General features: G+C 70.2%; 24 protein-coding genes and 1 tRNA gene. 19 read left to right on the top strand and 6 right to left on the bottom strand.

The window, feature by feature from the left end:
* Window positions 1-9 precede the first annotated feature (9 nt).
* From AVL59_RS41545 to AVL59_RS41595, 11 genes are all read left to right on the top strand, one after another.
* On the top strand, window positions 10-1,938 hold the full coding sequence (locus tag AVL59_RS41545) for an acetyl-CoA carboxylase biotin carboxylase subunit (protein ID WP_067314799.1): 1,929 nt from the start codon (window positions 10-12) through the stop codon (window positions 1,936-1,938).
* Between the two features lie 17 nt (window positions 1,939-1,955).
* A complete protein-coding gene (locus AVL59_RS41550) occupies window positions 1,956-2,876 on the top strand; it encodes a hydroxymethylglutaryl-CoA lyase (RefSeq protein ID WP_208870652.1) in 921 nt (306 codons plus the stop codon).
* Window positions 2,877-2,881: 5 nt separating this feature from the next.
* A complete protein-coding gene (locus tag AVL59_RS41555) occupies window positions 2,882-4,042 on the top strand; it encodes an acyl-CoA dehydrogenase family protein (protein ID WP_067318395.1) in 1,161 nt (386 codons plus the stop codon).
* A 24-nt stretch (window positions 4,043-4,066) separates the two neighbouring features.
* A complete protein-coding gene (locus tag AVL59_RS41560) occupies window positions 4,067-4,288 on the top strand; it encodes a hypothetical protein (protein WP_067314802.1) in 222 nt (73 codons plus the stop codon).
* Window positions 4,258-4,857, top strand: coding sequence for a hypothetical protein (locus tag AVL59_RS41565; protein WP_067314804.1), 600 nt, complete (start codon window positions 4,258-4,260; stop codon window positions 4,855-4,857). Before AVL59_RS41560 ends, AVL59_RS41565 begins: the two co-directional genes overlap by 31 nt.
* 113 nt (window positions 4,858-4,970) lie before the next feature.
* The gene (locus AVL59_RS41570) at window positions 4,971-6,017 is read left to right on the top strand and encodes an ABC transporter substrate-binding protein (RefSeq protein ID WP_067314805.1); all 1,047 of its coding nucleotides are present in this window, start codon (window positions 4,971-4,973) and stop codon (window positions 6,015-6,017) included.
* Between the two features lie 55 nt (window positions 6,018-6,072).
* Window positions 6,073-6,897: a siderophore-interacting protein gene (locus tag AVL59_RS41575; RefSeq protein WP_067314807.1), complete on the top strand. Its 825-nt coding sequence runs from the start codon at window positions 6,073-6,075 to the stop codon at window positions 6,895-6,897.
* 138 nt (window positions 6,898-7,035) lie between these two features.
* Window positions 7,036-8,478 carry a lysine decarboxylase DesA gene (gene desA / locus AVL59_RS41580; protein ID WP_067314808.1) on the top strand — a complete coding sequence of 481 codons (1,443 nt, stop codon included), beginning with the start codon at window positions 7,036-7,038 and terminating at the stop codon, window positions 8,476-8,478.
* Window positions 8,462-9,739: a lysine N(6)-hydroxylase/L-ornithine N(5)-oxygenase family protein gene (locus AVL59_RS41585; protein ID WP_067314810.1), complete on the top strand. Its 1,278-nt coding sequence runs from the start codon at window positions 8,462-8,464 to the stop codon at window positions 9,737-9,739. The genes desA and AVL59_RS41585 overlap by 17 nt, the downstream gene beginning before the upstream one ends.
* Window positions 9,736-10,281 carry a GNAT family N-acetyltransferase gene (locus AVL59_RS41590; RefSeq protein ID WP_067314811.1) on the top strand — a complete coding sequence of 182 codons (546 nt, stop codon included), beginning with the start codon at window positions 9,736-9,738 and terminating at the stop codon, window positions 10,279-10,281. The genes AVL59_RS41585 and AVL59_RS41590 overlap by 4 nt, the downstream gene beginning before the upstream one ends.
* Window positions 10,278-12,047 (top strand): IucA/IucC family protein, encoded by a 1,770-nt coding sequence (locus tag AVL59_RS41595; protein ID WP_067314813.1) that lies wholly within the window; start codon window positions 10,278-10,280, stop codon window positions 12,045-12,047. Before AVL59_RS41590 ends, AVL59_RS41595 begins: the two co-directional genes overlap by 4 nt.
* A gap of 60 nt (window positions 12,048-12,107) precedes the next feature.
* Here AVL59_RS41595 and AVL59_RS41600 read toward each other — a convergent pair whose 3' ends face one another.
* The gene (locus AVL59_RS41600) at window positions 12,108-13,709 is read right to left on the bottom strand and encodes a beta-N-acetylhexosaminidase (RefSeq protein WP_067314815.1); all 1,602 of its coding nucleotides are present in this window, start codon (window positions 13,707-13,709) and stop codon (window positions 12,108-12,110) included.
* A 62-nt stretch (window positions 13,710-13,771) separates the two neighbouring features.
* Between AVL59_RS41600 and AVL59_RS41605 the strand changes: the two genes are divergently transcribed.
* A complete protein-coding gene (locus AVL59_RS41605; RefSeq protein ID WP_067314816.1) occupies window positions 13,772-14,647 on the top strand; it encodes a DUF4429 domain-containing protein in 876 nt (291 codons plus the stop codon).
* Between the two features lie 52 nt (window positions 14,648-14,699).
* On the opposite strand, the gene AVL59_RS41610 is transcribed toward AVL59_RS41605, so the two are convergent.
* A complete protein-coding gene (locus tag AVL59_RS41610) occupies window positions 14,700-16,265 on the bottom strand; it encodes a purple acid phosphatase family protein (protein ID WP_067314818.1) in 1,566 nt (521 codons plus the stop codon).
* A gap of 165 nt (window positions 16,266-16,430) precedes the next feature.
* Between AVL59_RS41610 and AVL59_RS41615 the strand changes: the two genes are divergently transcribed.
* Both AVL59_RS41615 and glmS read left to right on the top strand, forming a co-directional pair.
* Window positions 16,431-16,688, top strand: coding sequence for a hypothetical protein (locus tag AVL59_RS41615; RefSeq protein WP_067314820.1), 258 nt, complete (start codon window positions 16,431-16,433; stop codon window positions 16,686-16,688).
* Between the two features lie 37 nt (window positions 16,689-16,725).
* Window positions 16,726-18,543: a glutamine--fructose-6-phosphate transaminase (isomerizing) gene (glmS, locus tag AVL59_RS41620; protein ID WP_067314822.1), complete on the top strand. Its 1,818-nt coding sequence runs from the start codon at window positions 16,726-16,728 to the stop codon at window positions 18,541-18,543.
* Window positions 18,544-18,665: 122 nt separating this feature from the next.
* Here glmS and AVL59_RS41625 read toward each other — a convergent pair whose 3' ends face one another.
* Window positions 18,666-19,226 (bottom strand): GPR1/FUN34/YaaH family transporter, encoded by a 561-nt coding sequence (locus AVL59_RS41625; protein WP_067314824.1) that lies wholly within the window; start codon window positions 19,224-19,226, stop codon window positions 18,666-18,668.
* Window positions 19,227-19,359: 133 nt separating this feature from the next.
* Window positions 19,360-19,887 (bottom strand): universal stress protein, encoded by a 528-nt coding sequence (locus AVL59_RS41630; RefSeq protein WP_067314826.1) that lies wholly within the window; start codon window positions 19,885-19,887, stop codon window positions 19,360-19,362.
* 335 nt (window positions 19,888-20,222) lie between these two features.
* Here AVL59_RS41630 and AVL59_RS41635 point away from each other — a divergent pair, with 335 nt between their 5' ends.
* From AVL59_RS41635 to AVL59_RS41650, 4 genes are all read left to right on the top strand, one after another.
* A complete protein-coding gene (locus tag AVL59_RS41635) occupies window positions 20,223-20,480 on the top strand; it encodes a hypothetical protein (protein WP_067314828.1) in 258 nt (85 codons plus the stop codon).
* A 379-nt stretch (window positions 20,481-20,859) separates the two neighbouring features.
* Complete coding sequence (locus AVL59_RS41640; RefSeq protein WP_067314830.1) at window positions 20,860-22,080, top strand: helix-turn-helix domain-containing protein; 1,221 nt, start codon at window positions 20,860-20,862, stop codon at window positions 22,078-22,080.
* A 140-nt stretch (window positions 22,081-22,220) separates the two neighbouring features.
* Window positions 22,221-22,823, top strand: coding sequence for an oligoribonuclease (gene orn / locus AVL59_RS41645; RefSeq protein WP_067314831.1), 603 nt, complete (start codon window positions 22,221-22,223; stop codon window positions 22,821-22,823).
* A gap of 115 nt (window positions 22,824-22,938) precedes the next feature.
* Window positions 22,939-23,011: transfer RNA gene (locus AVL59_RS41650), tRNA-His, on the top strand.
* On the opposite strand, the gene AVL59_RS41655 is transcribed toward AVL59_RS41650, so the two are convergent.
* A complete protein-coding gene (locus tag AVL59_RS41655) occupies window positions 23,007-24,509 on the bottom strand; it encodes an MDR family MFS transporter (protein WP_079147248.1) in 1,503 nt (500 codons plus the stop codon). The two genes, AVL59_RS41650 and AVL59_RS41655, sit on opposite strands and share 5 nt — an antisense overlap.
* A gap of 83 nt (window positions 24,510-24,592) precedes the next feature.
* Between AVL59_RS41655 and AVL59_RS41660 the strand changes: the two genes are divergently transcribed.
* Window positions 24,593-25,180 (top strand): TetR/AcrR family transcriptional regulator, encoded by a 588-nt coding sequence (locus tag AVL59_RS41660; protein ID WP_067314833.1) that lies wholly within the window; start codon window positions 24,593-24,595, stop codon window positions 25,178-25,180.
* 33 nt (window positions 25,181-25,213) lie between these two features.
* On the opposite strand, the gene AVL59_RS41665 is transcribed toward AVL59_RS41660, so the two are convergent.
* Window positions 25,214-26,269, bottom strand: coding sequence for a LacI family DNA-binding transcriptional regulator (locus tag AVL59_RS41665; protein WP_067318396.1), 1,056 nt, complete (start codon window positions 26,267-26,269; stop codon window positions 25,214-25,216).
* Window positions 26,270-26,309: the final 40 nt, after the last annotated feature.

Consider the following 26,309-nt stretch of genomic DNA (forward strand, 5'->3'; position numbering starts at 1 on the left):
AGGGGAACCGTGTTCGACACAGTGCTGGTGGCCAACCGGGGCGAGATCGCCGTACGCGTCATCCGTACGCTCCGTTCGCTGGGCGTGCGCTCGGTGGCGGTCTTCTCCGACGCCGACGCGGACGCGCGGCATGTGCGGGAGGCCGACACAGCGGTACGGATCGGTCCGGCGTCGGCCGCCGAGAGCTATCTGTCGGTGGAGCGGCTCCTCGATGCCGCCGCCCGCACCGGCGCCCAGGCCGTCCATCCCGGGTACGGCTTCCTCGCCGAGAACGCGGGCTTCGCGCGCGCGTGCGAGGAGGCGGGGCTGGTGTTCATCGGCCCGCCGGCGGACGCGATCGCGCTGATGGGCGACAAGATCCGCGCCAAGGAGACGGTGAAGGCGGCCGGGGTGCCGGTCGTGCCGGGTTCCAGCGGCAGCGGGCTCTCCGACGCCCAGCTGGCCGACGCCGCCCGGGAGATCGGGACGCCCGTGCTGCTCAAGCCGTCGGCGGGCGGCGGCGGCAAGGGCATGCGTCTGGTGCGGGACGTGAGCCTGCTGGAGGAGGAGATCGCGGCCGCCCGCCGCGAGGCCCGCGCCTCCTTCGGGGACGACACCCTGCTCGTGGAGCGCTGGGTGGACCGGCCCCGGCACATCGAGATCCAGGTGCTGGCGGACGGCCACGGGGGCGTGGTGCACCTCGGCGAGCGCGAATGCTCGCTGCAGCGCCGGCACCAGAAGATCATCGAGGAGGCGCCGAGCGTGCTCCTCGACGAGAAGACCCGGGCGGCGATGGGCGAGGCCGCCGTCCAGGCGGCGCGTTCGTGCGGCTACCGGGGCGCGGGCACGGTGGAGTTCATCGTGCCGGGCGGCGACCCGTCGTCGTACTACTTCATGGAGATGAACACCCGTCTCCAGGTGGAGCACCCGGTCACGGAACTCGTCACCGGGCTCGACCTGGTGGAGTGGCAGCTGCGGGTGGCGGCCGGGGAGCGGCTGGGCTTCGCGCAGGAGGACGTGCGGCTGACCGGACACGCGGTCGAGGCCCGGATCTGCGCCGAGGACCCCGCGCGCGGCTTCCTGCCCTCCGGCGGCACGGTGCTGCTGCTGAACGAGCCGCAGGGCGACGGCGTCCGCACCGACTCCGGGCTCAGCGAGGGCACCGAGGTGGGCAGCCTGTACGACCCGATGCTGTCCAAGGTGATCGCGTACGGCCCCGACCGCGAGACGGCGCTGCGCAGGCTCCGGTCGGCCCTCGCCGAGACGGTCACGCTGGGCGTGCAGACCAACGCGGGCTTCCTGCGGCGGCTGCTGGCGCATCCGGCGGTGGTGGCGGGTGAGCTGGACACCGGGCTGGTGGAGCGGGTGGTGGACGAGCTGGTCTCCACCGACGTGCCGCAGGAGGTGTACGAAGCGGCGGCGGCCGTACGGCTCGAGGCACTGCGGCCTCGGGGCGAGGGCTGGACCGACCCCTTCTCGGTGCCGAGCGGCTGGCGCCTCGGCGGCACCCCGAAGCCGCCCGCGTTCCCGCTGCGGGTCACCGATCCCGTGACGTACCACCCGCGCGGCGCGCACACCGTCACCGACGACCGGGTGTCCGTCACCCTCGACGGCGTCCGGCACACCTTCCGCAGAGCCGGTGACTGGATCGGCCGGGACGGCGACGCCTGGCAGGTGCGCGACCACGACCCGGTGGCCGCGTCCCTCACCCGCTCCGCGCACGCGGGCGCCGACTCGCTCACCGCGCCCATGCCCGGCACGGTGACCGTCGTCAAGGTGGCCGTCGGCGACGAAGTCACGGCGGGCCAGAGCCTGCTGGTGGTCGAGGCGATGAAGATGGAGCACGTCATCTCCGCCCCGCACGCCGGCACGGTCGCCGAGCTGGACGTGGCGCCGGGCACGACGGTCGCCATGGACCAGGTACTGGCCGTGATCGCACCCACGGAGGAGGCGGAGTGAGCGCCGAGCAACTGCCCATGGTCGTACCGGCCCAGGACCTGCCCGCGCGAGTGCGGATCCACGAGGTCGGGGCGCGCGACGGCCTGCAGAACGAGAAGACGGCCGTGCCCACGGAGGTGAAGGCCGAGTTCATCCGCCGCCTGGCCGACGCGGGTCTGACCACGATCGAGGCGACGAGCTTCGTGCACCCCAAGTGGGTGCCCCAGCTCGCCGACGCCGAGCAGCTGTTCCCGCTGGTCGGCGACCTCGGCGTCGAACTCCCCGTGCTGGTGCCCAACCAGCGCGGTCTGGAGCGGGCGCTGGCGCTCGGCGCCCGCCGCATCGCGGTCTTCGCCAGCGCCACGGAGTCCTTCGCGAAGGCCAACCTCAACCGCACGGTCGACGAGTCGCTGGCCGTGTTCGACCCGGTGGTGCGGCAGGCGAAGGACGCGGGCGCGCACGTGCGCGGCTATGTCTCGATGTGCTTCGGCGACCCCTGGGAGGGAGCGGTGCCGCTCCACCAGGTGGCCCGCGTCTGCACGGCCCTGCGCGACATGGGCTGCGACGAGCTGAGTCTCGGCGACACCATCGGGGTGGCCACCCCGGGCCACGTCCTGGAGCTGCTCTCCCTGCTGAACGAGGAGGGCGTGCCGACGAACACGATCGGCGTGCACTTCCACGACACCTACGGCCAGGCGCTCGCGAACACCTACGCGGCCCTGGAACACGGCGTGACCACCGTCGACGCGTCCGCCGGAGGCCTCGGCGGCTGCCCGTACGCCAAGTCCGCCACCGGCAACCTCGCCACCGAAGACCTCGTGTGGATGCTGCAGGGCCTCGGCATCGAGACCGGGGTCGACCTGGGCCGTCTGACCGCCACCAGCGTGTGGATGGCCGAACAGCTGGGCCGCCCGAGCCCGTCCCGTACCGTCCGCGCTCTCTCCCACAAGGACCAGTGATCAGCATGGACCACCGCCTCAGCCCCGAGCTGGAGGAACTCCGCCGTACGGTGGAGGAGTTCGCGCACGATGTCGTGGCGCCGAAGATCGGCGACTTCTACGAGCGGCACGAGTTCCCGTACGAGATCGTCCGCGAGATGGGCCGCATGGGCCTGTTCGGGCTGCCGTTCCCGGAGGAGTACGGCGGCATGGGCGGCGACTACCTGGCCCTCGGCATCGCGCTGGAGGAACTGGCCCGGGTGGACTCCTCGGTGGCCATCACCCTGGAGGCGGGTGTCTCCCTGGGCGCCATGCCCCTGCACCTGTTCGGCACCGAGGAGCAGAAGCGCGAGTGGCTGCCCCGGCTGTGCTCGGGTGAGATCCTCGGCGCGTTCGGCCTGACGGAGCCGGACGGCGGCAGCGACGCGGGCGCGACCCGTACGACGGCCCGCCTGGACCCGGACACCGACGAGTGGGTGATCAACGGTACGAAGTGCTTCATCACCAACTCGGGCACGGACATCACGGGCCTGGTCACGGTCACGGCGGTCACCGGCCGCAAGCCGGACGGCAAGCCGCGGATCTCGGCGATCATCGTTCCTTCCGGAACCCCCGGCTTCACGGTCGCCGCCCCGTACTCGAAGGTCGGCTGGAACGCCTCCGACACTCGCGAGCTGTCCTTCCAGGACGTCCGTGTGCCGGCCGCGAACCTGCTCGGCGAAGAGGGCCGGGGCTACGCCCAGTTCCTGCGCATCCTCGACGAGGGCCGCATCGCCATCGCGGCGCTCGCGACCGGCCTCGCGCAGGGCTGTGTCGACGAGTCGGTGAAGTACGCGAAGGAGCGCCACGCCTTCGGCCGCCCGATCGGCGCCAACCAGGCCATCCAGTTCAAGATCGCGGACATGGAGATGAAGGCCCACACGGCCCGTCTCGCCTGGCGCGACGCGGCCAGCCGCCTGGTCTCGGGCGAGCCCTTCAAGAAGGAGGCGGCCCTGGCCAAGCTGTACTCCTCCACGGTCGCCGTGGACAACGCCCGTGACGCCACCCAGATCCACGGCGGCTACGGCTTCATGAACGAGTACCCGGTGGCCCGCATGTGGCGCGACTCCAAGATCCTGGAGATCGGCGAGGGCACCAGCGAGGTCCAGCGGATGCTGATCGCGCGGGAACTGGGGCTGGTGGGCTGACGGCCCCATGACACCATTCCGGCCATGAGCACCTGGTGCGAGATGACCGTGGCCGAGCAGGCACTGCTGCGCCGGGCCATGACCGAGCACATCCTGGCGGGCATGGTCCAGTACTACGGTGCGGCGCTGCGCTGGGCCGAGGACGCCGGGGCCCCGCCCGCGCGCGCGGCTATACCGAGCAGGAGGAGCGGGAGCTGGTCCCCCGGCTGGCCCAGGTGGCTCTGGAGCTGGCCGGGCGGGGCCTGATCGAAGTCCGCGCCGCGGAGAGCGCGTGGTACCCCCGGCCCGTCGACCCGGTCGTGAGCGGCCCGGAACTGCTACGGGTGCTGACCGACCCGGACCGCTGGATCCGGACGACCGGGTCCGTGCGCACCCTGTGGCTGTCGGCGCCCGAAGCCGTCCGCGCTCGCTGGCAGGCCGACGCTCATCCGGCCCCGGAATCGGGCGGGTTCCCGGACCACGCGGCGCGCACCCCGGCCGAGGAGGAGCTGTTCGTCTGCACAGCCGAGGCGAGCGGCTGGCTGACCGGCTCCTTCGGCATCCTTGACGGCCCGAAGCAGGAGTGGAGCCACGCCGAACGCGTCGCCTGGGTCGAGCCGCAGATCGCGCCGCTCGTCCCGTACGTCGAGCGGGGCTGGGTCGAAGTGCGGTACGTCTCCGGCGCGGAGGAGGGCTACCGGGTCATAGCCGCCGACGCACTCGTCAGCACCCTGGCCGACCCCGGCGTCCGGCACGAGGACGACGACTGGGGCGTGGGAATCACCCCTGTGTTCACGGACGCCGGGCTCGGCGCCTGGCGCAACGGGCGCGCCTGAGGCCACGGAACGGAGGCGAAGGCCACCCCCTGGACAACGAGTGAGGTTAGGCTAACCTGACCTTCGAACCAGTCCGGTGGGTCGCCCCGCCCTGTTCCGAAAGCAGCCGAGCCATGCCCAACGCCCTTGTCCCTCACCCGAACCGCCGCGGCCTGCTCGCCGCGGGCGGCGCGCTCGCACTCGGCGCCACGCTCGCCGCCTGCGGGGACGACAAGGGCAAAGACGGCGGCTCCGGCAAGGACACGAAGGCGGGCAAGTCCGGCCCCTGGAGCTTCAAGGACGACCGCGGTACGACCGTCGAGCTGGACAAGGTCCCCGCGAACATCGTCGCCTTCACCGGTGTCGGCGCCGCGCTCTACGACTACGGCGTCCAGGTCAAGGGCGTCTTCGGCCCGACGACGGCCAAGGACGGCAAGGCCGATGTCCAGGCCGGCGACATGGACGTCAGCAAGCTGACGGTCCTCGGCAACGCCTGGGGCCAGTTCAATATCGAGAAGTACGCGGGCCTCGCGCCCGACGTGCTCGTCACGACGATGTTCGACAACGCCGGCACCCTCTGGTACGTCCCCGAGGAGTCGAAGAAGAAGATCGCCCAGCTGGCCCCCAGCGTCGGCATCTCCGTCTACGACCGTCAGCTCACCCGGTCGCTGCAGCGCATGTGGGAGCTCGCCGAGTCGCTCGGCGCGGACATGAAGGCCGCGAAGGTGACGGACGCGAAGAAGCGGTTCGAGGCCGCGGCCGCCCGGCTGCGCGCCGCCGCGAAGGCCAAGCCCGACCTCAAGGTGATGGCCGGTTCGGCGAGCGACCAGCTCTTCTACGTCTCCGGCACCAACCTCTCCGTCGACCTGGAGTACTTCAAGGCCCTCGGCGTGAACTTCGTCGAGCCGCCGGAGAGCGCCAAGAAGCAGGGTGGCGGCTGGTACGAGTCGCTGAGCTGGGAGAACATCGACAAGTACAAGGCCGACATCATCATGCTGGACGACCGGTCCTCGGCGATCCAGCCGGCCGACATCACCAAGCCGACGTGGAAGAAGCTCCCTGCCGTGAAGGCGGGGCAGATTGTCGCCCGGTCGCCCGAGCCGATCCTGTCGTACGACAAGTGCGTGCCCTTGCTGACGAGTCTGGCCGAGGCCTTGGAGAAGGCGAAGAAGGTCGGTTAGGCAGGCCTGCCGCACTCCCCCCACCCCAATACCTGACGTTGCTTCAGGAGTCATCATGACGACGGCCGTAGCCGCCCCGTTCCGTTTCTTCTCCCTCCAGGTCGTGCGGACGAGGCGGCTGGGGCCGTCTCTGGTCCGGGTCACCTTCGCGGGGGCCGATCTGCACGCCTTCCACTCCGACGGGCGGGACCAGTCCCTGTCGCTCTTCCTGCCGCATCCGGGGCAGCAAGAGCCCGTCGTGCCGCTGGAGCTGGGGGACGGCTGGTGGCAGGGGTGGCGTGAACTGCCGGACGCCATACGGGCGGTGATGCGGTCGTACACGCTCCGGGCCCTGCGGCGCGACCCCGACGAGATCGACATCGACTTCGCCCTGCACACCCCCGCCGGGCCCGCCTCCGCCTGGGCCTCCCGGGCCGCCGCCGGTGACCGCGTCCTGCTGCTCGGCCCGGCCGTCGCCGACAACCGTGCCATCCGCTTCCGGCCGCCCGAGGACACCGGCCTGGTCGTCCTGTGGGGCGACGAGACCGCCGTGCCGGCCGCCACCGCCATCCTGGAGTCCCTGCCGGCCGGCACGCGCGCCCGCGCCTGGCTGGAGGTGCCGCGAGCCGGTGACATCCAGGACGTGGCCACCGAGGCGGACGCGGAGATCACGTGGCTGGTACGGCACGACGGGTCCCCCACGGCCGTCGACGCCGTGCGAGCCGCTCGACTGCCCGCCGCCGAGCGGCCGTACGTCTGGATCGCCGGTGAGTCCGGCCGGGTCAAGGAGCTGCGCCGGCACTTCGTCGGGGAGCGCGGGATCGACCGGCGGCGCGTCACCTTCGTCGGGTACTGGCGGACGGGCATGACGGAGGAGCAGCTCCGCGCGGCCGGCGAGTAACTCCCCTCGCAGTGACGGCGGTCACCGGACAGGCGTACCCCGAGACGGAAAACTTAGGTTAGGCTAACCTAAGTTGAAGCCGCGGAACTTCATCTGCTCCCCGTTCCCGCACGGACAGTCCCCTCGGAGGACCCCCACATGCGCTCGCACCTGCTCAATGGCCTCACAGCGGAGCACTACCGCCGCTCCGTGACCGAAGGAGTCGAGCGGGTGGCGGCCAAACTCGCCACCACCGACCGTCCGTTCACCGGCGTCACCGTAGACGCCCTCGCCCCCCGCATCGACGCGATCGACCTCGACCGGCCGCTGGGCGACACCGCCGCGGTCCTGGACGAGCTGGAGGACCTCTACCTCCGGGACGCGGTCTACTTCCACCACCCGCGCTACCTGGCCCACCTCAACTGCCCGGTGGTCATCCCGGCGGTGCTCGGCGAGGCCGTGCTCTCGGCGGTCAACTCCTCCCTGGACACCTGGGACCAGTCGGCCGGCGGCACCCTGATCGAGCGCAAGCTCATCGACTGGACCACCGAACGGATCGGCCTCGGCCCCGCCGCCGACGGCGTGTTCACCTCCGGTGGCACCCAGTCCAACCTCCAGGCACTGCTGCTGGCCCGGGAGGAATCCAAGACCGACAGCCTCGCGAAACTGCGGATCTTCGCCTCCGAGGTCAGCCACTTCAGCGTGAAGAAGTCGGCGAAACTGCTCGGCCTCGGACCCGACTCCGTGGTCGCCGTCCCGGTCGACCACGACAAGCGGATGCAGACCGTCGCCCTCGCCCGCGAGCTGCAGCGCTGCGCGAAGGACGGCCTCGTCCCCATGGCCGTCGTCGCCACCGCCGGCACCACCGACTTCGGCTCGATCGACCCGCTGCCCGAGATCGCCGAGCTGTGCGCCCAGTACTCCGCCTGGCTGCACGTGGACGCGGCCTACGGCTGCGGACTGCTCGCCTCCCTCAGGCACCGGGACCGCATCGACGGCATCGAGCGCGCCGACTCGGTCACCGTCGACTACCACAAGTCCTTCTTCCAGCCGGTGAGTTCCTCCGCCGTGCTGGTCCGGGACGCGGCCACCCTGCGCCATGCCACCTACCACGCGGAGTACCTGAACCCGCGCCGCATGGTGCAGGAGCGCATCCCCAACCAGGTCGACAAGTCCCTGCAGACCACCCGCCGCTTCGACGCCCTCAAACTGTGGATGACGCTGCGGGTGATGGGCGCCGACGGCATCGGCGAACTCTTCGACCAGGTGTGCGAGCTGGCCCAGGAGGGCTGGAAGCTGCTCGCCGCCGACCCGCGCTACGACGTCGTCGTGCAGCCGTCCCTGTCCACGCTCGTCTTCCGCTACATCCCGGCGGCCGTCACCGACCCGGCCGAGATCGACCGCGCCAACCTGTACGCCCGCAAGGCCCTGTTCGCCTCCGGCGACGCCGTGGTCGCGGGCACCAAGGTCGGCGGCCGCCACTACCTGAAGTTCACCCTGCTCAACCCCGAGACGACGCCGGCCGACATCGCCGCCGTCCTCGATCTGATCGCCGGCCATGCCGAGCAGTACCTGGGAGAGTCCCTTGACCGCGCGTCCTGAAGCCCCGAGCAAGACCTACGACTTCGTGGGGATCGGGCTCGGCCCCTTCAATCTCGGCCTCGCCTGCCTCACCGAGCCGATCGCCGAACTGGACGGAGTCTTCCTGGACTCCAAGCCCGAATTCGAGTGGCACGCGGGTATGTTCCTGGACGGCGCCCACCTCCAGACCCCGTTCATGTCGGACCTGGTCACCCTGGCCGACCCGACCTCGCCGTACTCCTTCCTCAACTACCTGAAGGAGAAGGGCAGACTGTACTCGTTCTACATCCGCGAGAACTTCTACCCGCTGCGGGTCGAGTACGACGACTACTGCCGCTGGGCGGCGAACCGGCTCGGCAACGTCCGCTTCGGCACCACGGTCATCGAGGTGACGTACGAGGACGACCGCTATGTCGTCCGCACCGACACCGGAGAAACGTTCCGCGCCCGGCACCTCGTCCTCGGCACCGGCACCCCGCCGCACATCCCGGACGCCTGCCGGGACCTCGACGGCGACTTCATCCACAACTCCCGCTATCTCCAGCACAAGGCGGAGCTGCAGCGCAAGAAGTCGATCACCCTGGTGGGCAGCGGCCAGTCGGCGGCCGAGATCTACTACGACCTGCTCGGCGAGATCGACGTCCACGGCTACCGGCTGAACTGGGTCACCCGCTCCCCGCGCTTCTTCCCGCTGGAGTACACCAAACTCACGCTGGAGATGACGAGCCCGGAGTACGTCGACTACTTCCACGCACTCCCGGAGGCCACCCGCTACCGCCTCACGGCCCAGCAGAAGGGCCTGTTCAAGGGCATCGACGGCGACCTGATCAACGAGATCTTCGACCTGCTCTACCAGAAGAACCTCGGCGGCCCGGTCCCGACCCGCCTGCTCACCAACTCCGCGCTCACCGGCGCCCGGTACGAGAACGGCACGTACACCCTCGGCCTGCGCCAGGAGGAGCAGGAGAAGGACTACGAGCTGACCAGCGAGGGCCTGATCCTGGCCACCGGCTACAAGTACACCGAGCCGGAGTTCCTCGGGCCGGTCCGCGACCGCCTGCGCTACGACTCCCAGGGCAACTTCGACCTGGCCCGCAACTACGCCATCGACATCACCGGCCGTGGCGTCTTCCTCCAGAACGCCGGCGTCCACACCCACAGCATCACCAGCCCCGACCTGGGCATGGGCGCGTACCGGAACGCGTACATCATCCGGGAGCTGCTCGGCACGGAGTACTACCCGGTCGAGAAGACGATCGCGTTCCAGGAGTTCGCCGCATGACCAGCACGAGCATGACCTTCACCTTCCGCCCCCTCGACCCCCTGAAGGACGCCGAGCTGCTGCACTCCTGGGTCACCCACCCCAAGGCGGCCTTCTGGATGATGCAGGACGCGAGACTGGAGGACGTCGAGCGCGCCTACATGGAGATCGCGGCCGACGAGCACCACCACGCCCTGCTCGGGCTGCTGGACGGCGAGCCCGCCTTCCTCATGGAGAAGTACGATCCCGCCCACCGCGAGCTGGCCGGGCTGTACGAGCCGGAGCCCGGGGACGTCGGTATGCACTTCCTGACCCCGGCCACCGACACCCCCGTCAGCGGGTTCACCAAGGCCGTCATCACCGCCGTGATGGCACACCTCTTCGAGGACCCGGCCACCTCCCGGGTCGTCGTCGAGCCGGACGTGCGCAACACGGCCGTGCACGCCCTGAACGAAGCCGTCGGGTTCGTGCCCGAACGGGAGATACGGAAGCCGGAGAAGAAGGCGTTGCTGAGCTTCTGCACGCGCGAGCGGTTCGCCGCGGCGACGGGGGTGGCCGCATGAGCCTCGCCGACTCCGTGGCCCATCTGTCCCCGGAGCGCTGGGAGACCGCCAACCGGCTGCTCATACGCAAGGCGCTCGCCGAGTTCGCCCACGAGCGGCTGATCACGCCGGAGAAGGACGGCGACGGGTACGTCGTCCGCAGCGACGACGAGCTCACCTCCTACCGGTTCACGGCCACCCTGCGCGGCCTCGACCACTGGCAGGTCGACGCCGCCTCCCTCGCACGACACCGCGCCGGCGACGAACTCCCGCTGGACGCACTGGACTTCTTCGTCGAGCTGCGGCAGGCGCTGGGGCTGAGCGACGAGGTCCTGCCCGTCTATCTGGAGGAGATCTCCTCCACCCTGTCCGGCACCTGCTACAAGCTCACCAAGCCGCAGATCCCGGTGGCCGAGCTGGCGGGGAGCGGCTTCCAGGCGATCGAGACGGGGATGACCGAGGGCCATCCGTGTTTCGTCGCCAACAACGGACGGCTCGGGTTCGGCATCCACGAGTACCTGTCGTACGCGCCGGAGACGGCGAGCCCCGTCCGGCTGGTGTGGCTGGCCGCGCACCGCTCGCGGGCCGCGTTCACGGCCGGGGTCGGGATCGAGTACGAGTCCTTCCTGCGGGAGGAGCTGGGCGAGAAGACGCTGACCCGTTTCCGCGCCACGCTCACCGATCAGGGCCTGGACCCCGCCGACTATCTGTTCATCCCGGTCCACCCCTGGCAGTGGTGGAACAAGCTGTCCGTCACCTTCGCCGCCGAGATCGCCCGGCAGCACCTCGTCCGCCTCGGCGAGGGCGACGACGAGTACCTGGCCCAGCAGTCCATCCGGACCTTCTTCAACACCTCCGACCCGCACAAGCACTATGTGAAGACGGCTCTGTCCGTCCTCAACATGGGCTTCATGCGCGGGCTCTCGGCCGCCTACATGGAGGCGACCCCGGCGATCAACGACTGGCTCGCCCAGCTCATCGAGGGCGACCCGGTGCTCAGGTCGACGGGTCTCACGATCATCCGGGAGCGGGCGGCCGTCGGCTACCGGCACCTGGAGTACGAGCGGGCCACCGACCGCTACTCGCCGTACCGCAAGATGCTGGCCGCGCTGTGGCGGGAGAGCCCGGTGCCGTCGCTGCGGGAGGGCGAGTCCCTCGCGACCATGGCGTCCCTGCTGCACGTGGACCACACGGGCGCCTCCTTCGCGGGCGCGCTGATCGAGCGCTCGGGCCTTGCGCCCGCCGAGTGGCTGCGGCAGTACCTGCGGGCGTACTTCACCCCGCTGCTGCACAGCTTCTACGCCTACGACCTGGTGTTCATGCCGCACGGCGAGAACGTGATCCTGGTCCTGGAGGACGGGGCCGTGCGGCGGGCGATCTACAAGGACATCGCCGAGGAGATCGCCGTCATGGACCCGGACGCGGTGCTGCCGCCCGAGGTGCGGCGGATCCGCGTCGAGGTCCCCGACGACACGAAACTGCTGTCGATCTTCACGGACGTCTTCGACTGCTTCTTCCGGTTCCTCGCGGCGAACCTCGCCACCGAGGGGATCCTGACGGAGGACGGCTTCTGGCGCACGGTCGCGGAGGTCACCCGCGAGTACCAGGAGGCGAGGCCCGAGCTGGCCGACAAGTTCCGGCAGTACGACATGTTCGCCCCCGAGTTCGCGCTGTCCTGCCTCAACCGGCTCCAGCTGCGCGACAACCGCCAGATGGTGGACCTCGCCGACCCGTCCGGCGCGCTCCAGCTGGTCGGGAACCTGAAGAACCCCCTCGCCGGCCTCTGACGGCCCGAAGACGGACGGGCACCCCGGAGTACGGTCCTCCGGGGTGCCCGTCGGCTTGGGTCAGCTCGCCGGCCAGGGGACCTGGGGCGACTTGTAGTACGTGATGCCGAGGGCGTCCCAGCGCGGGCCCTGGTCCGCCAGGCGCACCTTGTAGCGCTCCCAGTCGTGCGTGGCCGCCAGGGACCAGCCCAGCTCGGCCGCTCCGGCCAGGCGCGGGAAGGCCATGTACTCGAGGTCGGCGGACGTGGCGAGGGTCTCGGACCACAGCGGCGCCTCGACGCCCTTGACGGCCGCCTCGGGCGCCCCGGGGAGGTAGGTGCCCGGGTCCCAGTCGTAGGAGCGCTTCACCTCCACCAGGCCCGCCCAGTCCAGGCCCAGCTTGGTGTCGCGGGTGTACTTCATGTCGAGGTAGATCCGGTCGGCCGGGGACAGGATCAGCCCGGTGCCGTGCTGGGCGGCCTTGGCCACCTGGGCCTTCTCCGCCGCGCTGGTGCCGTCCAGGCCCCAGTACTGGGCGAGGGCGCCCGGGGCGGGGTGGGCGCCGGTCAGCTGGTGCCAGCCGATGACGGTCTTGCCGTACTTGGCGACGATCGGCTGGACGCGGTCCATGAACGTCACGTAGTCGGTGTGGCTGGTGGAGTGCGCCTCGTCACCGCCTATGTGCAGATAGCGGCCGGGGGTGAGGGCGGCCAGCTCCCGGATCACGTCGTCCGCGAAGGTGTAGGTGACCTCCTTGGGCACGCACAGCGAGCTGAAGCCGACGTCGGTGCCGGTGTACAGCGGGGGTGCCTTGTCGTCGCAGTTCAGCTGGGCGTAGGAGGCGAGGGCCGCGTTGGTGTGGCCGGGCATGTCGATCTCGGGGACGACCTCCAGATAGCGGGAGGCCGCGTAGCGCACGATCTCCCGGTAGTCGTCCTTGGTGTAGGAGCCGCCCCGGCCGCCGCCGACCTGGGTGGAGCCGCCGTAGGAGGCCAGGCGCGGCCAGGAGTCGACGGCGATGCGCCAGCCCTGGTCGTCGCTGAGGTGCAGATGCAGGGTGTTGATCTTGTAGAGGGCCAACTGGTCGATGTAGCGCTTGACTTGGGCGACCGTGAAGAAGTGCCGGGAGACGTCCAGCATGGCGCCCCGGTAGCCGTAGCGGGGACTGTCCTCGATGGTGCCGCCGGCGATCCGCCAGGGGCCGGTCTGCACGGTCTTCTTCTCGATGGACGCGGGCAGGAGCTGGCGCAGGGTCTGGACGCCGTGGAAGAGGCCGGCAGGGGCGCTCGCGGTGATCGAGACACCGAGGGGGGTGCTGGTCAGCCGGTAGCCCTCGGCGCCGAACGAGCCCTGCGCGAGCCGGAGTCGGATACCGCCGCCGCCCTGTTCGGTGACCGGCAGCGGGTAGCCGGTGGACGGCCGCAGGATGCCGGCGAGGTACTCGCCGATCCGGCGGACCTCGGCCGAGTCGTCGACGTGGACGAGGGTGGCGTGGGTGATGCGGTACGGGGATCCGCCGGGTGTGACCGAGGCGGGCGCGGGGACCACCCCGTCCAGCGGGGTCGCCGTCGCGGCCCGGGGTGCGGGTGCCGCGCCGACGGTGAACACGCCTGCCGCCGCCAGAAGCAGCAGTGACCCGAGGATGCGGGTCAGTCGGGGAGTCGTGCTGAGCTTGCGTCTCACGTGCGCTCCCTTCAGGAATGGTAAAGACCACTCTCCCGCAGATCTGGTGAAACAATCCCCGCATGGCGGAAATCATCCAGAAGGACGGCACATGGGCATTCGACGGGGATGTACTGCGGCTGACCCCGGGACGGGACAAGAACGTGAGCCTGCTCCGCCGCGAACTGGGTGAACTCGTCGTACCGCTGGAGGCGTTGGCCGGTGTCTCCTTCGAGCAGGGGAAGAAGTCCGGGCGGCTGCGGCTGCGGCTGCGCGACGGCGCCGATCCGCTGACGCAGGCCACCGGCGGCCGGCTCACCGAGCCGCACGACCCCTATCAGCTGACCGTGGAGTCCGACCGGTACGGCGTCGCGGAGTACTTCGCGGACGAGGTGCGCAACGCCCTGCTGCTGGGAGGGGTTTCACCGGATCCGGTCTCCGAGTACCTGCTGCCGGGGCCGTCCCTGCCGGTGTCCGTCTCGGCCGGCGACGGCACGGCGAGCTTCGACGGGGAGCGGGTCCGGCTGGAGTGGAACTGGAAGACCGAGAACGCCAAGGCCAACGTCGGCACCCGGACCATACCGCTCGCGGACCTCCTCGGGGTGGAGTGGCAGCCGGCGGCCGGACTGGAGAACGGGCATCTGCGGTTCCTGGTGCGCGGCGCCCCGGCGACGGCGACGGCGAAGTACGACCCGAACGCGGTCGAGCTGTGGGGGTTCAAGAAGGACCCGCTGATGGCCCTGGTGGGCGCCGCCGTACGGGCCCGGCTGCCACATCCCTCGGCGGACACGGGCGCCCGGAGCGGGCCGCCGCGGCTCACCAAGGAGCCGGAGCCCGCCGGGGACGACCACGACGCGCTGCTGCGGCGCCTGCGTGAGCTGGGCGAGCTGCACGGCTCGGGGGTGCTGACGGACGAGGAGTTCACCCTGGCCAAGCAGGCGGTCCTCAAGCGCATGTGAGGACCGCCCGCTCCCGGCCCCGCGCGCCCCGCCTTCCGGGCGCGCGGTGGGACTACTTCGCCCGGCGGGCCACCGTGAAGTGGTCGATCCGGTCACCGGTCTCGGCGATGCCCTGGACCGTCAGGGTGGTGAAGCGGCCCTTCGGCGCGGGGGTGACGTCCACGCGCAGGAAGGAGTAGTTCAGGTAGCGCACGCGCGACCAGGTGACGGTCTCGTTCTGCTTGCCGTCCTTGAGGTTGACGAAGGAGGCCACGGAGTCGACCTCGTGCTCGTGGCCCTCGTACGAGTCCGGGGCGGTGAAGGCGTACAGGCTGCGGCCGGCGGCACCGGCCGTGACGTAGACCACGCCCTCGGTCTCGGGGTACGCCGTGCCGCCGATCGGCAGCTTCTTGGTGACCTCGTTGCCCTTGATGACGTCGGTGCGCTCGTACTGGTGGTTGTGGCCGTTGATGACCAGGTCGACCTGGTACTTGTCGAACAGCGGCACCCACTCCTGGCGCACGCCCCCCTCCGAGGCGTGCGCGGTGGAGGTGCAGTACGCGCAGTGGTGGAAGAACACGACGATGAAGTCGATGTCGTCGCAGGCCCTGAACTTCTTCAGCTGACCCTCGAACCAGGTCGTCTGGGTTCCTCCGGAGATGCCCAGGTTCGCCGGGATCTCGAAGGACACGTCGTTGGGGTCCAGCGAGATGACCGCCGTGTTGCCGTAGACGAAGGAGTAGACGCCCGGGAGGTTCTTGGCGTCCGGACCGTTGTCGGGCAGGGTCCAGCGGGCCTCCTCGCCGCCGTAGCCGTTGGGCGAGTACCAGGCCTCCATGTCGTGGTTGCCGTACGAGACCATCCACGGGATCTGCTTGGCGACCGACTCGGTCTGGTGCAGGAACTGGTCCCAGGTGCGCGAGTCGAAGCCGGTGTCGGCGGTCTTGCCGGCGCCGGACGGGTCGGCGTAGGCGATGTCACCGGCGTGCAGGTGGAAGGCCGGGTCCTGGCCGAGGATCAGGCTGTCGTTGGCCAGGCCGTGGTAGCTCACGCCCTGGTCGCCGAAGGCCGTGAAGGTGAACGGCGCCTTGTGGGCGGGGGCGGTGGTGAAGGTGCCCAGGGTGCCCAGCAGGTGCGGCTCGGCCGGGTCGAAGCCCTGGTGGCCCACGCCGTAGTAATAGGTCTTGCCGGGGCGCAGGTGGGTGAGCTTGGCATGGATGTAGTACTGCGTGTGGTCGCCGCTCGCGCCGACACCGGCCGGGGTGTAGAGGCTGCGGACCTCGGCGGGGATCCTGCGGGAGAGGTCCCAGGGGTGGGCGCCGATGCGGATGAACGGGTTCTTCACCGCGACCGGGACCTGCCAGGAGACGGTCATCTCGGTGCGCGGGTCGCTGCCGTAGGCGAGGTGGCGACCGAAGGGGGCGACGTGCGCGCCGTCGACCGTCTCGGCGGCGGAGGCGGTGCGCTGGGTCGGCACGGCGGCCTGGGCGGTGGCACCCGGTACGAATGCGCCACCCGCGACGGCGCCCAGCGTGACCGCTCCGCCCCGGATCATCGTGCGCCTCGAGAACCTCGCCCGCAGGTACTCGTGCTGCTCGGCCATGCTCATGCGCTCGGCGAGCTTCTCGGGTACTCCCATACGTGGAATGTCCATGACGTCTGAAAGTGGTCTACAACCACAACGAGACGCAAGACACAAGATGGACAGCTTGCAAACACAGGCTCAAAAGCGACGCGAGAGGCACCTGCCCGGAATCGGGCAGGATTCTTGCGAAACCGGCGCTCGTACTTCAGGATCTACCGGGTGCACGAGGAACTTGTCGATCATCTGACGCGCTCCACGCCCCTGAGCCGGGGCGAGGCGCTGCGGGTGGTGCAGGACGTGCTCGCCTACTTCGACGAGACGACGCAGGACTACGTCCGTCGCCGCCACCGCGAACTGCAGACCCAGGGGCTGCAGAACACGGAGATCTTCGAACGGATCGAGGCGGACCTGAAATACCGGGCGGTCGCGCCGCCGGAGCTGACGCTCAGGCAGCTGCGCCGCATGGTCTACGGCTGAGAACCAGTCGGGACGACAGGCTGAGGGATACCCATATATGTGCGGAATTGTCGGATACATCGGGAAGCGTGATGTGGCTCCCCTGCTCCTAGAGGGCCTGCAGCGCCTGGAGTACCGGGGCTACGACTCGGCGGGCATCGTCGTCACCTCCCCGAAGACGGCCGGCCTGAAGATGGTCAAGGCCAAGGGCCGGGTGCGCGACCTGGAGGCGAAGGTCCCGGCGCGCTTCAAGGGCACCACCGGCATCGCCCACACCCGCTGGGCCACCCACGGCGCCCCCTCCGACGTGAACGCCCACCCGCACATGTCGGCCGACCAAAAGGTCGCCGTCGTGCACAACGGCATCATCGACAACGCGGCCGACCTGCGCCGCAAGCTGGAGGCGGACGGCGTCGAGTTCCTCTCCGAGACCGACACCGAGGTCCTGGTCCACCTGATCGCCCGCTCGGGGGCCGAGAAGCTGGAGGACAAGGTCCGCGAGACGCTGCGCGTGGTCGAGGGCACCTACGGCATCGCGGTGATGCACGCCGACTTCTCCGACCGCATCGTGGTGGCCCGCAACGGCTCCCCGGTGGTCCTCGGCATCGGCGAGAAGGAGATGTTCGTCGCCTCGGACATCGCCGCCCTGGTCGCCCACACCCGGCAGATAGTGACGCTGGACGACGGCGAGATGGCCACCCTCAAGGCCGACGACTTCCGCACCTACACCACCGAGGGCACCCGCACCGCGGCCGAGCCGACCACCGTGGAGTGGGAGGCCGCCTCCTACGACATGGGCGGCCACGACACCTACATGCACAAGGAGATCCACGAGCAGGCCGACGCCGTGGACCGCGTGCTGCGCGGCCGCATCGACGACCGCTTCTCCACGGTGCACCTCGGCGGGCTCAACCTGGACGCCCGCGAGGCCCGGCAGATCCGCCGCGTGAAGATCCTCGGCTGCGGCACCTCGTACCACGCGGGCATGATCGGCGCCCAGATGATCGAGGAGCTGGCCCGTATCCCCGCCGACGCCGAGCCGGCCTCCGAGTTCCGCTACCGCAACGCGGTCGTGGACCCCGACACCCTCTATGTCGCGGTCTCCCAGTCCGGTGAGACGTACGACGTGCTGGCCGCCGTGCAGGAGCTGAAGCGCAAGGGCGCCCGTGTCTTCGGCGTCGTCAACGTCGTCGGCTCGGCGATCGCGCGCGAGGCGGACGCCGGGATCTACGTCCACGCGGGCCCCGAGGTCTGCGTGGTCTCCACGAAGTGCTTCACCAACACGACGGTGGCCTTCGCACTGCTCGCCCTCCACCTGGGCCGCACCCGGGACCTCTCGGTCCGTGACGGCAAGCGGATCATCGAGGGCCTGCGGAAGCTGCCGGAGCAGATCACCGAGATCCTGAAGCAGGAGGAGGAGATCAAGAGGCTGGCCGAGCAGTACGCCGACGCCCGCTCGATGCTCTTCGTCGGCCGCGTGCGGGGCTACCCGGTGGCCCGCGAGGCCTCCCTGAAGCTGAAGGAGGTCTCGTACATCCACGCCGAGGCCTACCCGGCCTCCGAGCTCAAGCACGGCCCGCTGGCCCTCATCGAGCCGGCCCTCCCCACGGTCGCGATCGTCCCCGACGACGACCTCCTGGAGAAGAACCGCGCGGCCCTGGAGGAGATCAAGGCCCGCAGCGGCAAGATCCTCGCGGTGGCCCACCAGCACCAGGAGAAGGCCGACCAGACGATCGTGGTCCCGAAGAACGAGGACGAACTGGACCCGATCCTGATGGGCATCCCCCTCCAGCTCCTGGCGTACCACACGGCAAAGGCACTCGGGCGGGACATCGACAAGCCGAGGAACCTCGCCAAGTCGGTGACGGTGGAGTAGTTCCCTCCAGGGGCGCGGGGAACTGCGCGAGAGACCACGACGGCGCCGCACAGGCAAGACAACGGAACGGCCCCCCACGTGTGCCACCATGCACGCGGGGGGCCGTTCCGTGCCGCTGAGAATCAGCCGGTGGCCGTCACCCCCCGGCGGGCGGCACGCCTGGGAAGAGCCGTCGGCCAGTGCGCGACAGCCGCAGTCGCCGCATACCAAGCCACCGCCCCCGAAGCGGCAGCGACCCAGCCCCCGACCTTGGTCAACGAGGAGCTGTCCGCGAAGGCCGCGACGGCCAGCACCAGCATCGCCAGGAACAGCAGCCCGTGCATGACCTGACCGAGGCTGTCCCCGCCCGCGAGGGTGAGGGTGAGCGCCACGAGGGCGAACAGAAGCAGGAAGAGCCCGGCCGCGTCGGCCGACGAGTGACCCGCGACCGCCCAGGTGAACCACAGGGCGCCAAGAGCCACAAAACCTGTACCGGAGGCGCTGTCGCCGCCCCGGAAGGCCAGCAGGCCGACGAGGAACAGAGCGACTCCGCCCACATAGTGGGCCACTGACACGGCGTCGGACGCGGCCACGCCGTGAATCACGCCAGTCGTACCGAGGCCGAACGCCAACAGGGTGATTCCCAGGGCGAGTCGGCCCACTACCGTAGTGCTTCCGCTTCCCGCAGAGACTTCGCTGTCCACGGCGGGCTCCCTTCGTGCTGTGCAGTTGTTGCGCGGGTGACCGGTATATGCCCTTCACAAGGGCACAAACCACCTCTACGCGCGAGTAGTTTCGCGCTGCACAAAGGGAGTTGAGAGGGTCAGGAAAAGACGATCACGGGATGACGATCACGGGCCGCTGCGCCCGCTTGGCCAGCCGTCCGGCCACGGAGCCGAAGATCCGGCCGACGATGCCGTGCGTCGAGCCGACCACGATCGCGTCGGCCTCGTACTCCCGCCCCACCTCTTCGAGTTCGTGGCAGATGTCGCCGCCCCGCTCGACCAGGATCCAGGGCACCTCGGCCAGATAGTCGGCACAGGCGAGCTCCAGGCCGAGCACTTCGGTGCGGTGGTCCGGCACGTCGACGAAGACGGGCGGCTCGCAGCCGGCCCACACGGTGGTGGGCAGCCGGTTGGCCACATGGACGATGATCAGGCCCGAGCGGGAGCGGTGGGCCATGCCGATCGCGTAGGCGAGGGCGCGCTCACTGGACGTCGAGCCGTCGAAGCCGACGACGACGCCGTGCTTGAAGGCGGGGTCGCAGGAGGGGTGTGACTCTTCCGCCGCCAGGGGATCGGCCGCCGTGGGATCGGCGACCGGCCGCTTGCGGTCCGCGGGTTCGAAGAATTCGTGACCGGCCATGGCTGTCTCGGCGTTGTGATCCTTTGTGGGTGGGGGGTGACATCGTGCAACGGAGCTGTGTCCGGGAAACGTCTTCCCATCCCCATACCCTCAAGGGTACGGCGGCACGCCTCCTCTGCCCAGTTCCCGCACACGCTCCGTAAGCGACCCCCCGGTGTCCGTAGGGGTTCCCCGGAGCATGCACGAGCATCGCCCGTAACGCAATGGTTGCTGCCCCGTACAGGCGGTTTGCACTGGATTCGCGGAGCCGCGGGGGTTTTCCCGAAGGCACGGCCGGTGACCGACGGATCGAACAGGCGTTGAACGGGGTGAGCCGTCGCCACAGGGAGTACGAGATGTCCGGACGCCGATCCGCCCCCGATCCGCACCCCGCCCCGGACACCACGAGTGACGTGATCCGCTGGGCGGCCTTCAGCTGTGTCCTCGTACCCGTGGTCCTCGTCTGGTACGGCACCTCGCTCGCCGGCGCCGCCGGCACCTTCCTGGGCCTCGCCGCCGTCACGGCGGTCTGCCGCGTTCTGCTGCGTCACTCGGAACGTTGCGCGGCGCAAAGAGGCGGACGTCACACCCGACAAAAGACACCGGTCGACTGACCGGTTTTTGCACCCTCGAACGCTGCTTTTCAGCCAACTTCTGGATACCGCTCCAAGAGGGTCCCGACCACCCCCCAACCCCCGTTCCACCTGCACGGAAAGGGTCTGAGCGACCCTGCGCACCCTACGCGGTTTGGCCACTGCGACAAGGCGCACTTCCCTGCACGCCCCACTAGTGCAACCCTTCGTGATCGAATGCTTCACGCCAAGTTGTCATGTCGACAATGCGCGGCGTGTGGAACTGGCCACCGACAGACCGCGGGAGCCAGTAGATTTCGATCTTGATGTCTTATGGCGGGGGACTCGTGCAGGACCGAGGGGAAACGTGCAGGAGCGACACAACCGAGGAGCCGCGACCACCGAGGGGGGCTTAGCAGCCATGAGCCACGACTCCACTGCCGCGCCGGACGCCGCAGCCCGGAAACTGTCCGGGCGACGTCGCAAGGAGATCGTCGCGGTACTGCTGTTCAGCGGCGGCCCCATCTTCGAGAGTTCCATACCGCTTTCGGTGTTCGGGATCGATCGCCAGGACGCCGGAGTGCCGCGCTACCGACTGCTGGTGTGCGCAGGCGAGGAAGGCCCGCTGCGGACCACAGGGGGCCTGGAACTCACCGCGCCGCATGGGCTGGAGGCGATCTCACGCGCCGGGACGGTCGTCGTACCGGCCTGGCGCTCGATCACCGCGCCGCCGCCGGAGGAAGCGCTCGACGCGCTGCGCCGAGCGCATGAGGAGGGTGCCCGCATCGTCGGGCTGTGCACGGGCGCGTTCGTGCTCGCGGCGGCCGGACTGCTGGACGGCCGCCCGGCGACCACCCACTGGATGTACGCACCGACGCTGGCCAAGCGCTATCCGTCGGTGCACGTGGATCCGCGTGAGCTGTTCGTCGACGACGGCGACGTACTGACGTCGGCCGGCACGGCCGCGGGGATCGACCTGTGTCTGCACATCGTGCGGACGGACCACGGCAACGAGGCGGCAGGCGCGCTCGCCCGCCGTCTGGTGGTCCCGCCGCGCCGCAGCGGCGGTCAGGAGCGCTATCTCGACAGGTCTTTACCAGAGGAGATCGGCGCCGACCCGCTCGCCGAGGTCGTCGCCTGGGCGCTGGAACACCTCCACGAGCAGTTCGACGTGGAGACGCTGGCGGCACGCGCCTATATGAGCCGCCGTACGTTCGACCGCCGGTTCCGCTCGCTCACCGGCAGCGCGCCGCTGCAGTGGCTGATCACGCAGCGGGTGCTCCAGGCGCAGCGGCTGCTGGAGACGTCGGACTACTCCGTGGACGAGGTGGCGGGCCGCTGCGGCTTCCGCTCACCGGTCGCGCTGCGCGGGCACTTCCGGCGCCAGCTCGGCTCGTCCCCCGCCGCCTACCGGGCCGCCTACCGGGCCCGCCGGCCGCAGGGCGAACGGCCGGGCGACACGGAGCCGCCGGTGTCCCACCCCGGCTCGCCGGGCGTCCCGACGGGCCTGCCCGGCCACGGACCGATGGGGCCCATGCCCGCCCTGCTCCACCCGGAGCGGGACAGCGCGGTACCGATGCAGAGCCGCCGGCAGGCCGCAGGCGCGGTGGGCCTGCTGCCGGGGCCGCGCAGCGGTGGCTGAGCAAGGCGTGAGAGAGGCGTGAAGAAAGGGGGGCGGATCACCATCCGCCCCCCTTTCTCATGCCGGGCTCCTCGCGCTCGGCGCGTCACGCACCAGCACGGGGGGACCCAAAAGTGGACGTCAGCTTTAGGGTAGGTCGCATGAACGATCGCATGGTGTGGATCGACTGCGAGATGACCGGCCTCTCGCTGTCCGACGACGCTCTCATCGAGGTGGCCGCCCTCGTCACCGATTCCGAGCTGAACGTACTCGGCGAGGGGGTGGACATCGTCATCCGCCCGCCGGACTCGGCGCTGGAGACGATGCCGGAGGTGGTGCGTCAGATGCACACCGCGTCCGGGCTGCTGGACGAGCTGGCCGGCGGCACCACGCTGGCCGACGCCGAGGCGCAGGTCCTCGCCTACGTCCGCGAGCACGTCAAGGAGCCCGGCAAGGCCCCGCTGTGCGGCAACTCCGTCGGCACCGACCGCGGCTTCCTGGAGCGGGACATGGGGGCCCTGGAGAGCTACCTCCACTACCGGATCGTGGACGTCTCCAGCATCAAGGAGCTGGCCCGGCGCTGGTACCCGCGGGCGTACTTCAACAGCCCGGAGAAGAACGGCAACCACCGCGCCCTCGCCGACATCCGCGAGTCGATCGCCGAACTGAGGTACTACCGCGAGGCCATCTTCGTCCCGCAGCCCGGCCCGGACTCCGACACCGCCAGGGCGATCGCCGCCAAGCACGTCCTGCCTGCTCAGTAGGGCTTCGAAGGTCCCGCGCACGGGTGTCGAAAAACCTGTGCGCGAGCACCCCTTCGGACCCTGTAGACTTCTTCTCGGCCGGTCGGGGAAACGACAAGTTCGACCGCCGGTCATGGTGGGTGTAGCTCAGCTGGTAGAGCACCTGGTTGTGGTCCAGGATGCCGCGGGTTCGAGTCCCGTCACTCACCCTGAGTGATCAGCCGGTGACTCCGTCGAAAGACGGGTCACCGGCTGATTCGTTTCCGGCGTCTTCTGCTCCGGCGCCTTCTGTCCCGCACCCGGGCCTCCCCGCAGCGGCACCTCGCGCAGCAGTACCGCCGCGACGAACGCCAGGGCGCACACCGCGGCCGCCGTCAGGAAGATGTGCTGTGTGCCGTTCGCCACAGCCGTCCGGTACCTCTCCCCCGTCGCCGAGGCCGGCACGGCACGGGTGAACAGGGAGCCGAAGACGGCCACGCCGAGCGAGCCGCCCAGCGTGCGGAAGAGGTTCGTCGCCGCGGAGGCCGCTCCCATGTCCCGCAGTTCCACGCTGTTCTGCGCGATCGTCGACCCCATCTGCAACGTGAAGCCCATCCCGAGGCCGACCAGAGCCATGAAACAGCCCGCCGCGACACGGGAGGTGCCGGTGTCCATCGTGGCCAGCAGCAGCGTGCCCGCCGTGAGCAGCAGGGTGCCCAGCACCGGGAAGATCTTGTACCGGCCGGTGCGGGACATGACCTTTCCGGCGAGGTTGGAGGCGATCACCACCGGGATCATCAGCGGCAGCAGGAGCAGGCCGGAGCTGGTGGCCGTGGCGCCCTGGACCGTCTGCTGGAACAGGGGCAGATAGAGCGCCGAGCCGAACATCACCACGCCGACCGCGAGCAACAGGCCGACGGCGAGGGGGAAGTTGCGGTGGCCGGTGAAGACGCGGGGCGGGAGCAGGGGTTCGGGCGTGCGCCGCTCCACGGCGGCGAAGGCGGCCGCACCGAAGACGGCCACCGCCCACAGGACCAGGATCTGCCAGGAGGTCCACGCGTACGTCGTACTGGCCCAGGTCGCCGCGAGGACCGCCGCGACGATGGTGACCGTCAGGACGGCGATGCCCGCCCAGTCGATCCGCGGCCTGCTCCTGGGGTCCCGCGCGGGCAGGTGGAGCAGCAACTGGATCCAGACCAGCGCGATCAGACCGAGGGGCAGGTTGACGTAGAACGCCCAGCGCCAGCCGAGGTGGCCGGTGACGAAGCCGCCGACCAGCGGGCCGCCCACCACGCCGACGGCCATCACGGTGGCCGTCATGCCCTGGTACCGGCCGCGCTCCCGAGGTGAGACCAGGGTGCCGATCAGCGCGAACGCCCCGGCGGCCAGCCCGCCCGCCCCTATGCCCTGCAGGGCGCGGAACTCGATCAGCTGGACCATCGAGTGGGCCGCGCCCGCGAGCAGCGAGCCGAGCAGGAACACCACGATCGAGGCCTGGAAGACGACCTTACGGCCGTAGAGATCGCCGAACTTGCCCCAGATCGGGGTGGCCACGGCGGTGGCCAGGGTGTAGACGGTGACGACCCAGGAGAGGTGCTCAAGTCCCCCCAGATCTCGGACGATCGTCGGCATCGCCGTACCGACGATGTTGTTGTCGAGCATGCCCAGCAGCATGGCGAGCATGACGCCGAGCAACGTCCAGCGGACGTCTTTGGTGTGTGTGGTCATGCCCAGCAGAAAAGCATACCGATTTAATAAGTGCAATGAGTCAACTTTTGAATCGGGGTAACCGAGCGGGTTACCCTACGGGCATGACCGAGACCATGGGCCGCCGCGAACGCAAGAAGGCCGCGACCCGCCAGGCACTGGCGGACGCGGCACTGGAGCTGTTCCTGGAGCGCGGCTTCGACGAGGTGAGCATCAGGGACGTGGCCGAGGCCGCGGACGTCTCCACCACGACCCTCTTCAAGCACTTCCCGAGCAAGGAGGCGCTGCTCTTCGACATGGACGCGGACGTCGAGTCCGCCCTGGTCGCGGCGGTCCGGGAGAGGTCACCGGACACCTCGGCCCTCCAGGCGCTGCGCACGCACACGCTGGAGATGCGGACCTTCAAGGCGCAGCACCAGGAGCAGATCGCCGTGTTCCTGCGGCTGATCAACAGCACCCCGGCCCTCATCGAGTACCACCGGCGCATGTGGATGCGGCACGAACGCGCCCTCGCCGAGGCCGTCGCCGCCGACCTCGGCGCCCCGGCCGACGACCCGGCCTGCGCGGCCCTGGCCCATCTGGCCCTGGAGGCTCGCGCCCTGGCCGGCACCTCGCCCGACCCGGAGGCCGCCGTCAACGCGGCGTTCGACCTGCTGGAGAAGGGATGGGAGGCGGTACGGCCGGGCAGCTGACGGGAGGGGCGGTCCGCGTCGGCCTCGGCCCGCTCACGACGAGGCCCGCACCACCAGCTCCGTGGGCAGTACCGCGTGCCGCCGCTCCAGCCCCCGCGACGCCGCCGGGCGGCGGTCGGCGATCTCCGCGAGCAGCAGGTCGATCATCGCGCGGCCCATCTCCACGATGGGCTGGCGGACACTGGTCAGCGGCGGATCCATATGGCGGGCGATGGCCGAGTCGTCGTAGCCGACGAGGGCCACGTCGTCGGGGATCCGGCGGCCCGCCTCGCGCAGCACCTGCCGTGCACCGGCCGCCGTGACATCGGAGCCGGCGAAGACCGCGTCCAGATCGGGGGACCGCTCCAGCAGCGCCGTCATCGCCCGCCGGCCGCCCTCCTCGGTGAAGTCCCCCGGCTCGATGAGGAGTTCGTCCACCTCCCGGCCCGCGTCCCGCAGGGCGTCGCGGTAGCCGTCGACACGGCGCTGGGCACCGTAGACATCGAGGCGGCCGGTGATGTGCGCGATCCTACGGCTGCCCCGGGCCATCAGGTGCTCCACCGCCGAGCGGCCGCCGCCGTAGTTGTCCGAGTCCACCGAGGTGAGCGCCTCCGCGGCCGAGCGCGGGCCGCTGATCACCGCCGGGATCTCCAGTTGGGAGAGCAGGTCGGGCAGCGGGTCGTCGGCGTGCACCGAGACCAGCAGGACGCCGTCCACCCGGTGGGCCGCCAGATACTGCGCGAGGCGCTGCCGCTCCCGGTCGCTGCCCGCGAAGATCAGCAGCAACTGCATCTCCGTGTCGGAGAGCTCGCCGCCGACACCGCGCAGCATGTCCGAGAAGTACGGCTCCGCGAAGAAGCGGGTCTCGGGCTCGGGGACGACGAGCGCGATGGCGTCGGTGCGGTTGGCCGCGAGGGCACGGGCCGCGGTGTTGGGGACGTAGCCGAGTTCGGCGACGGCCGCCTCGACCGCCGCGCGGGTCGCGTCGCTGACCCGGGGCGAGCCGTTGATCACGCGCGAGACCGTGCCCCGGCCGACCCCGGCCCGGGCGGCGACCTCCTCGAGCGTGGGCCGCCCGCCGCTCCGGCTCCGCGCTCCGTGGCCTGCCATGGGCTCCGCCTTTCTCGACACCAGCATCTCGGCCGGCCTG

The sequence above is a fragment of the Streptomyces griseochromogenes genome, from assembly GCF_001542625.1.
GTDB lineage: Bacteria > Actinomycetota > Actinomycetes > Streptomycetales > Streptomycetaceae > Streptomyces > Streptomyces griseochromogenes.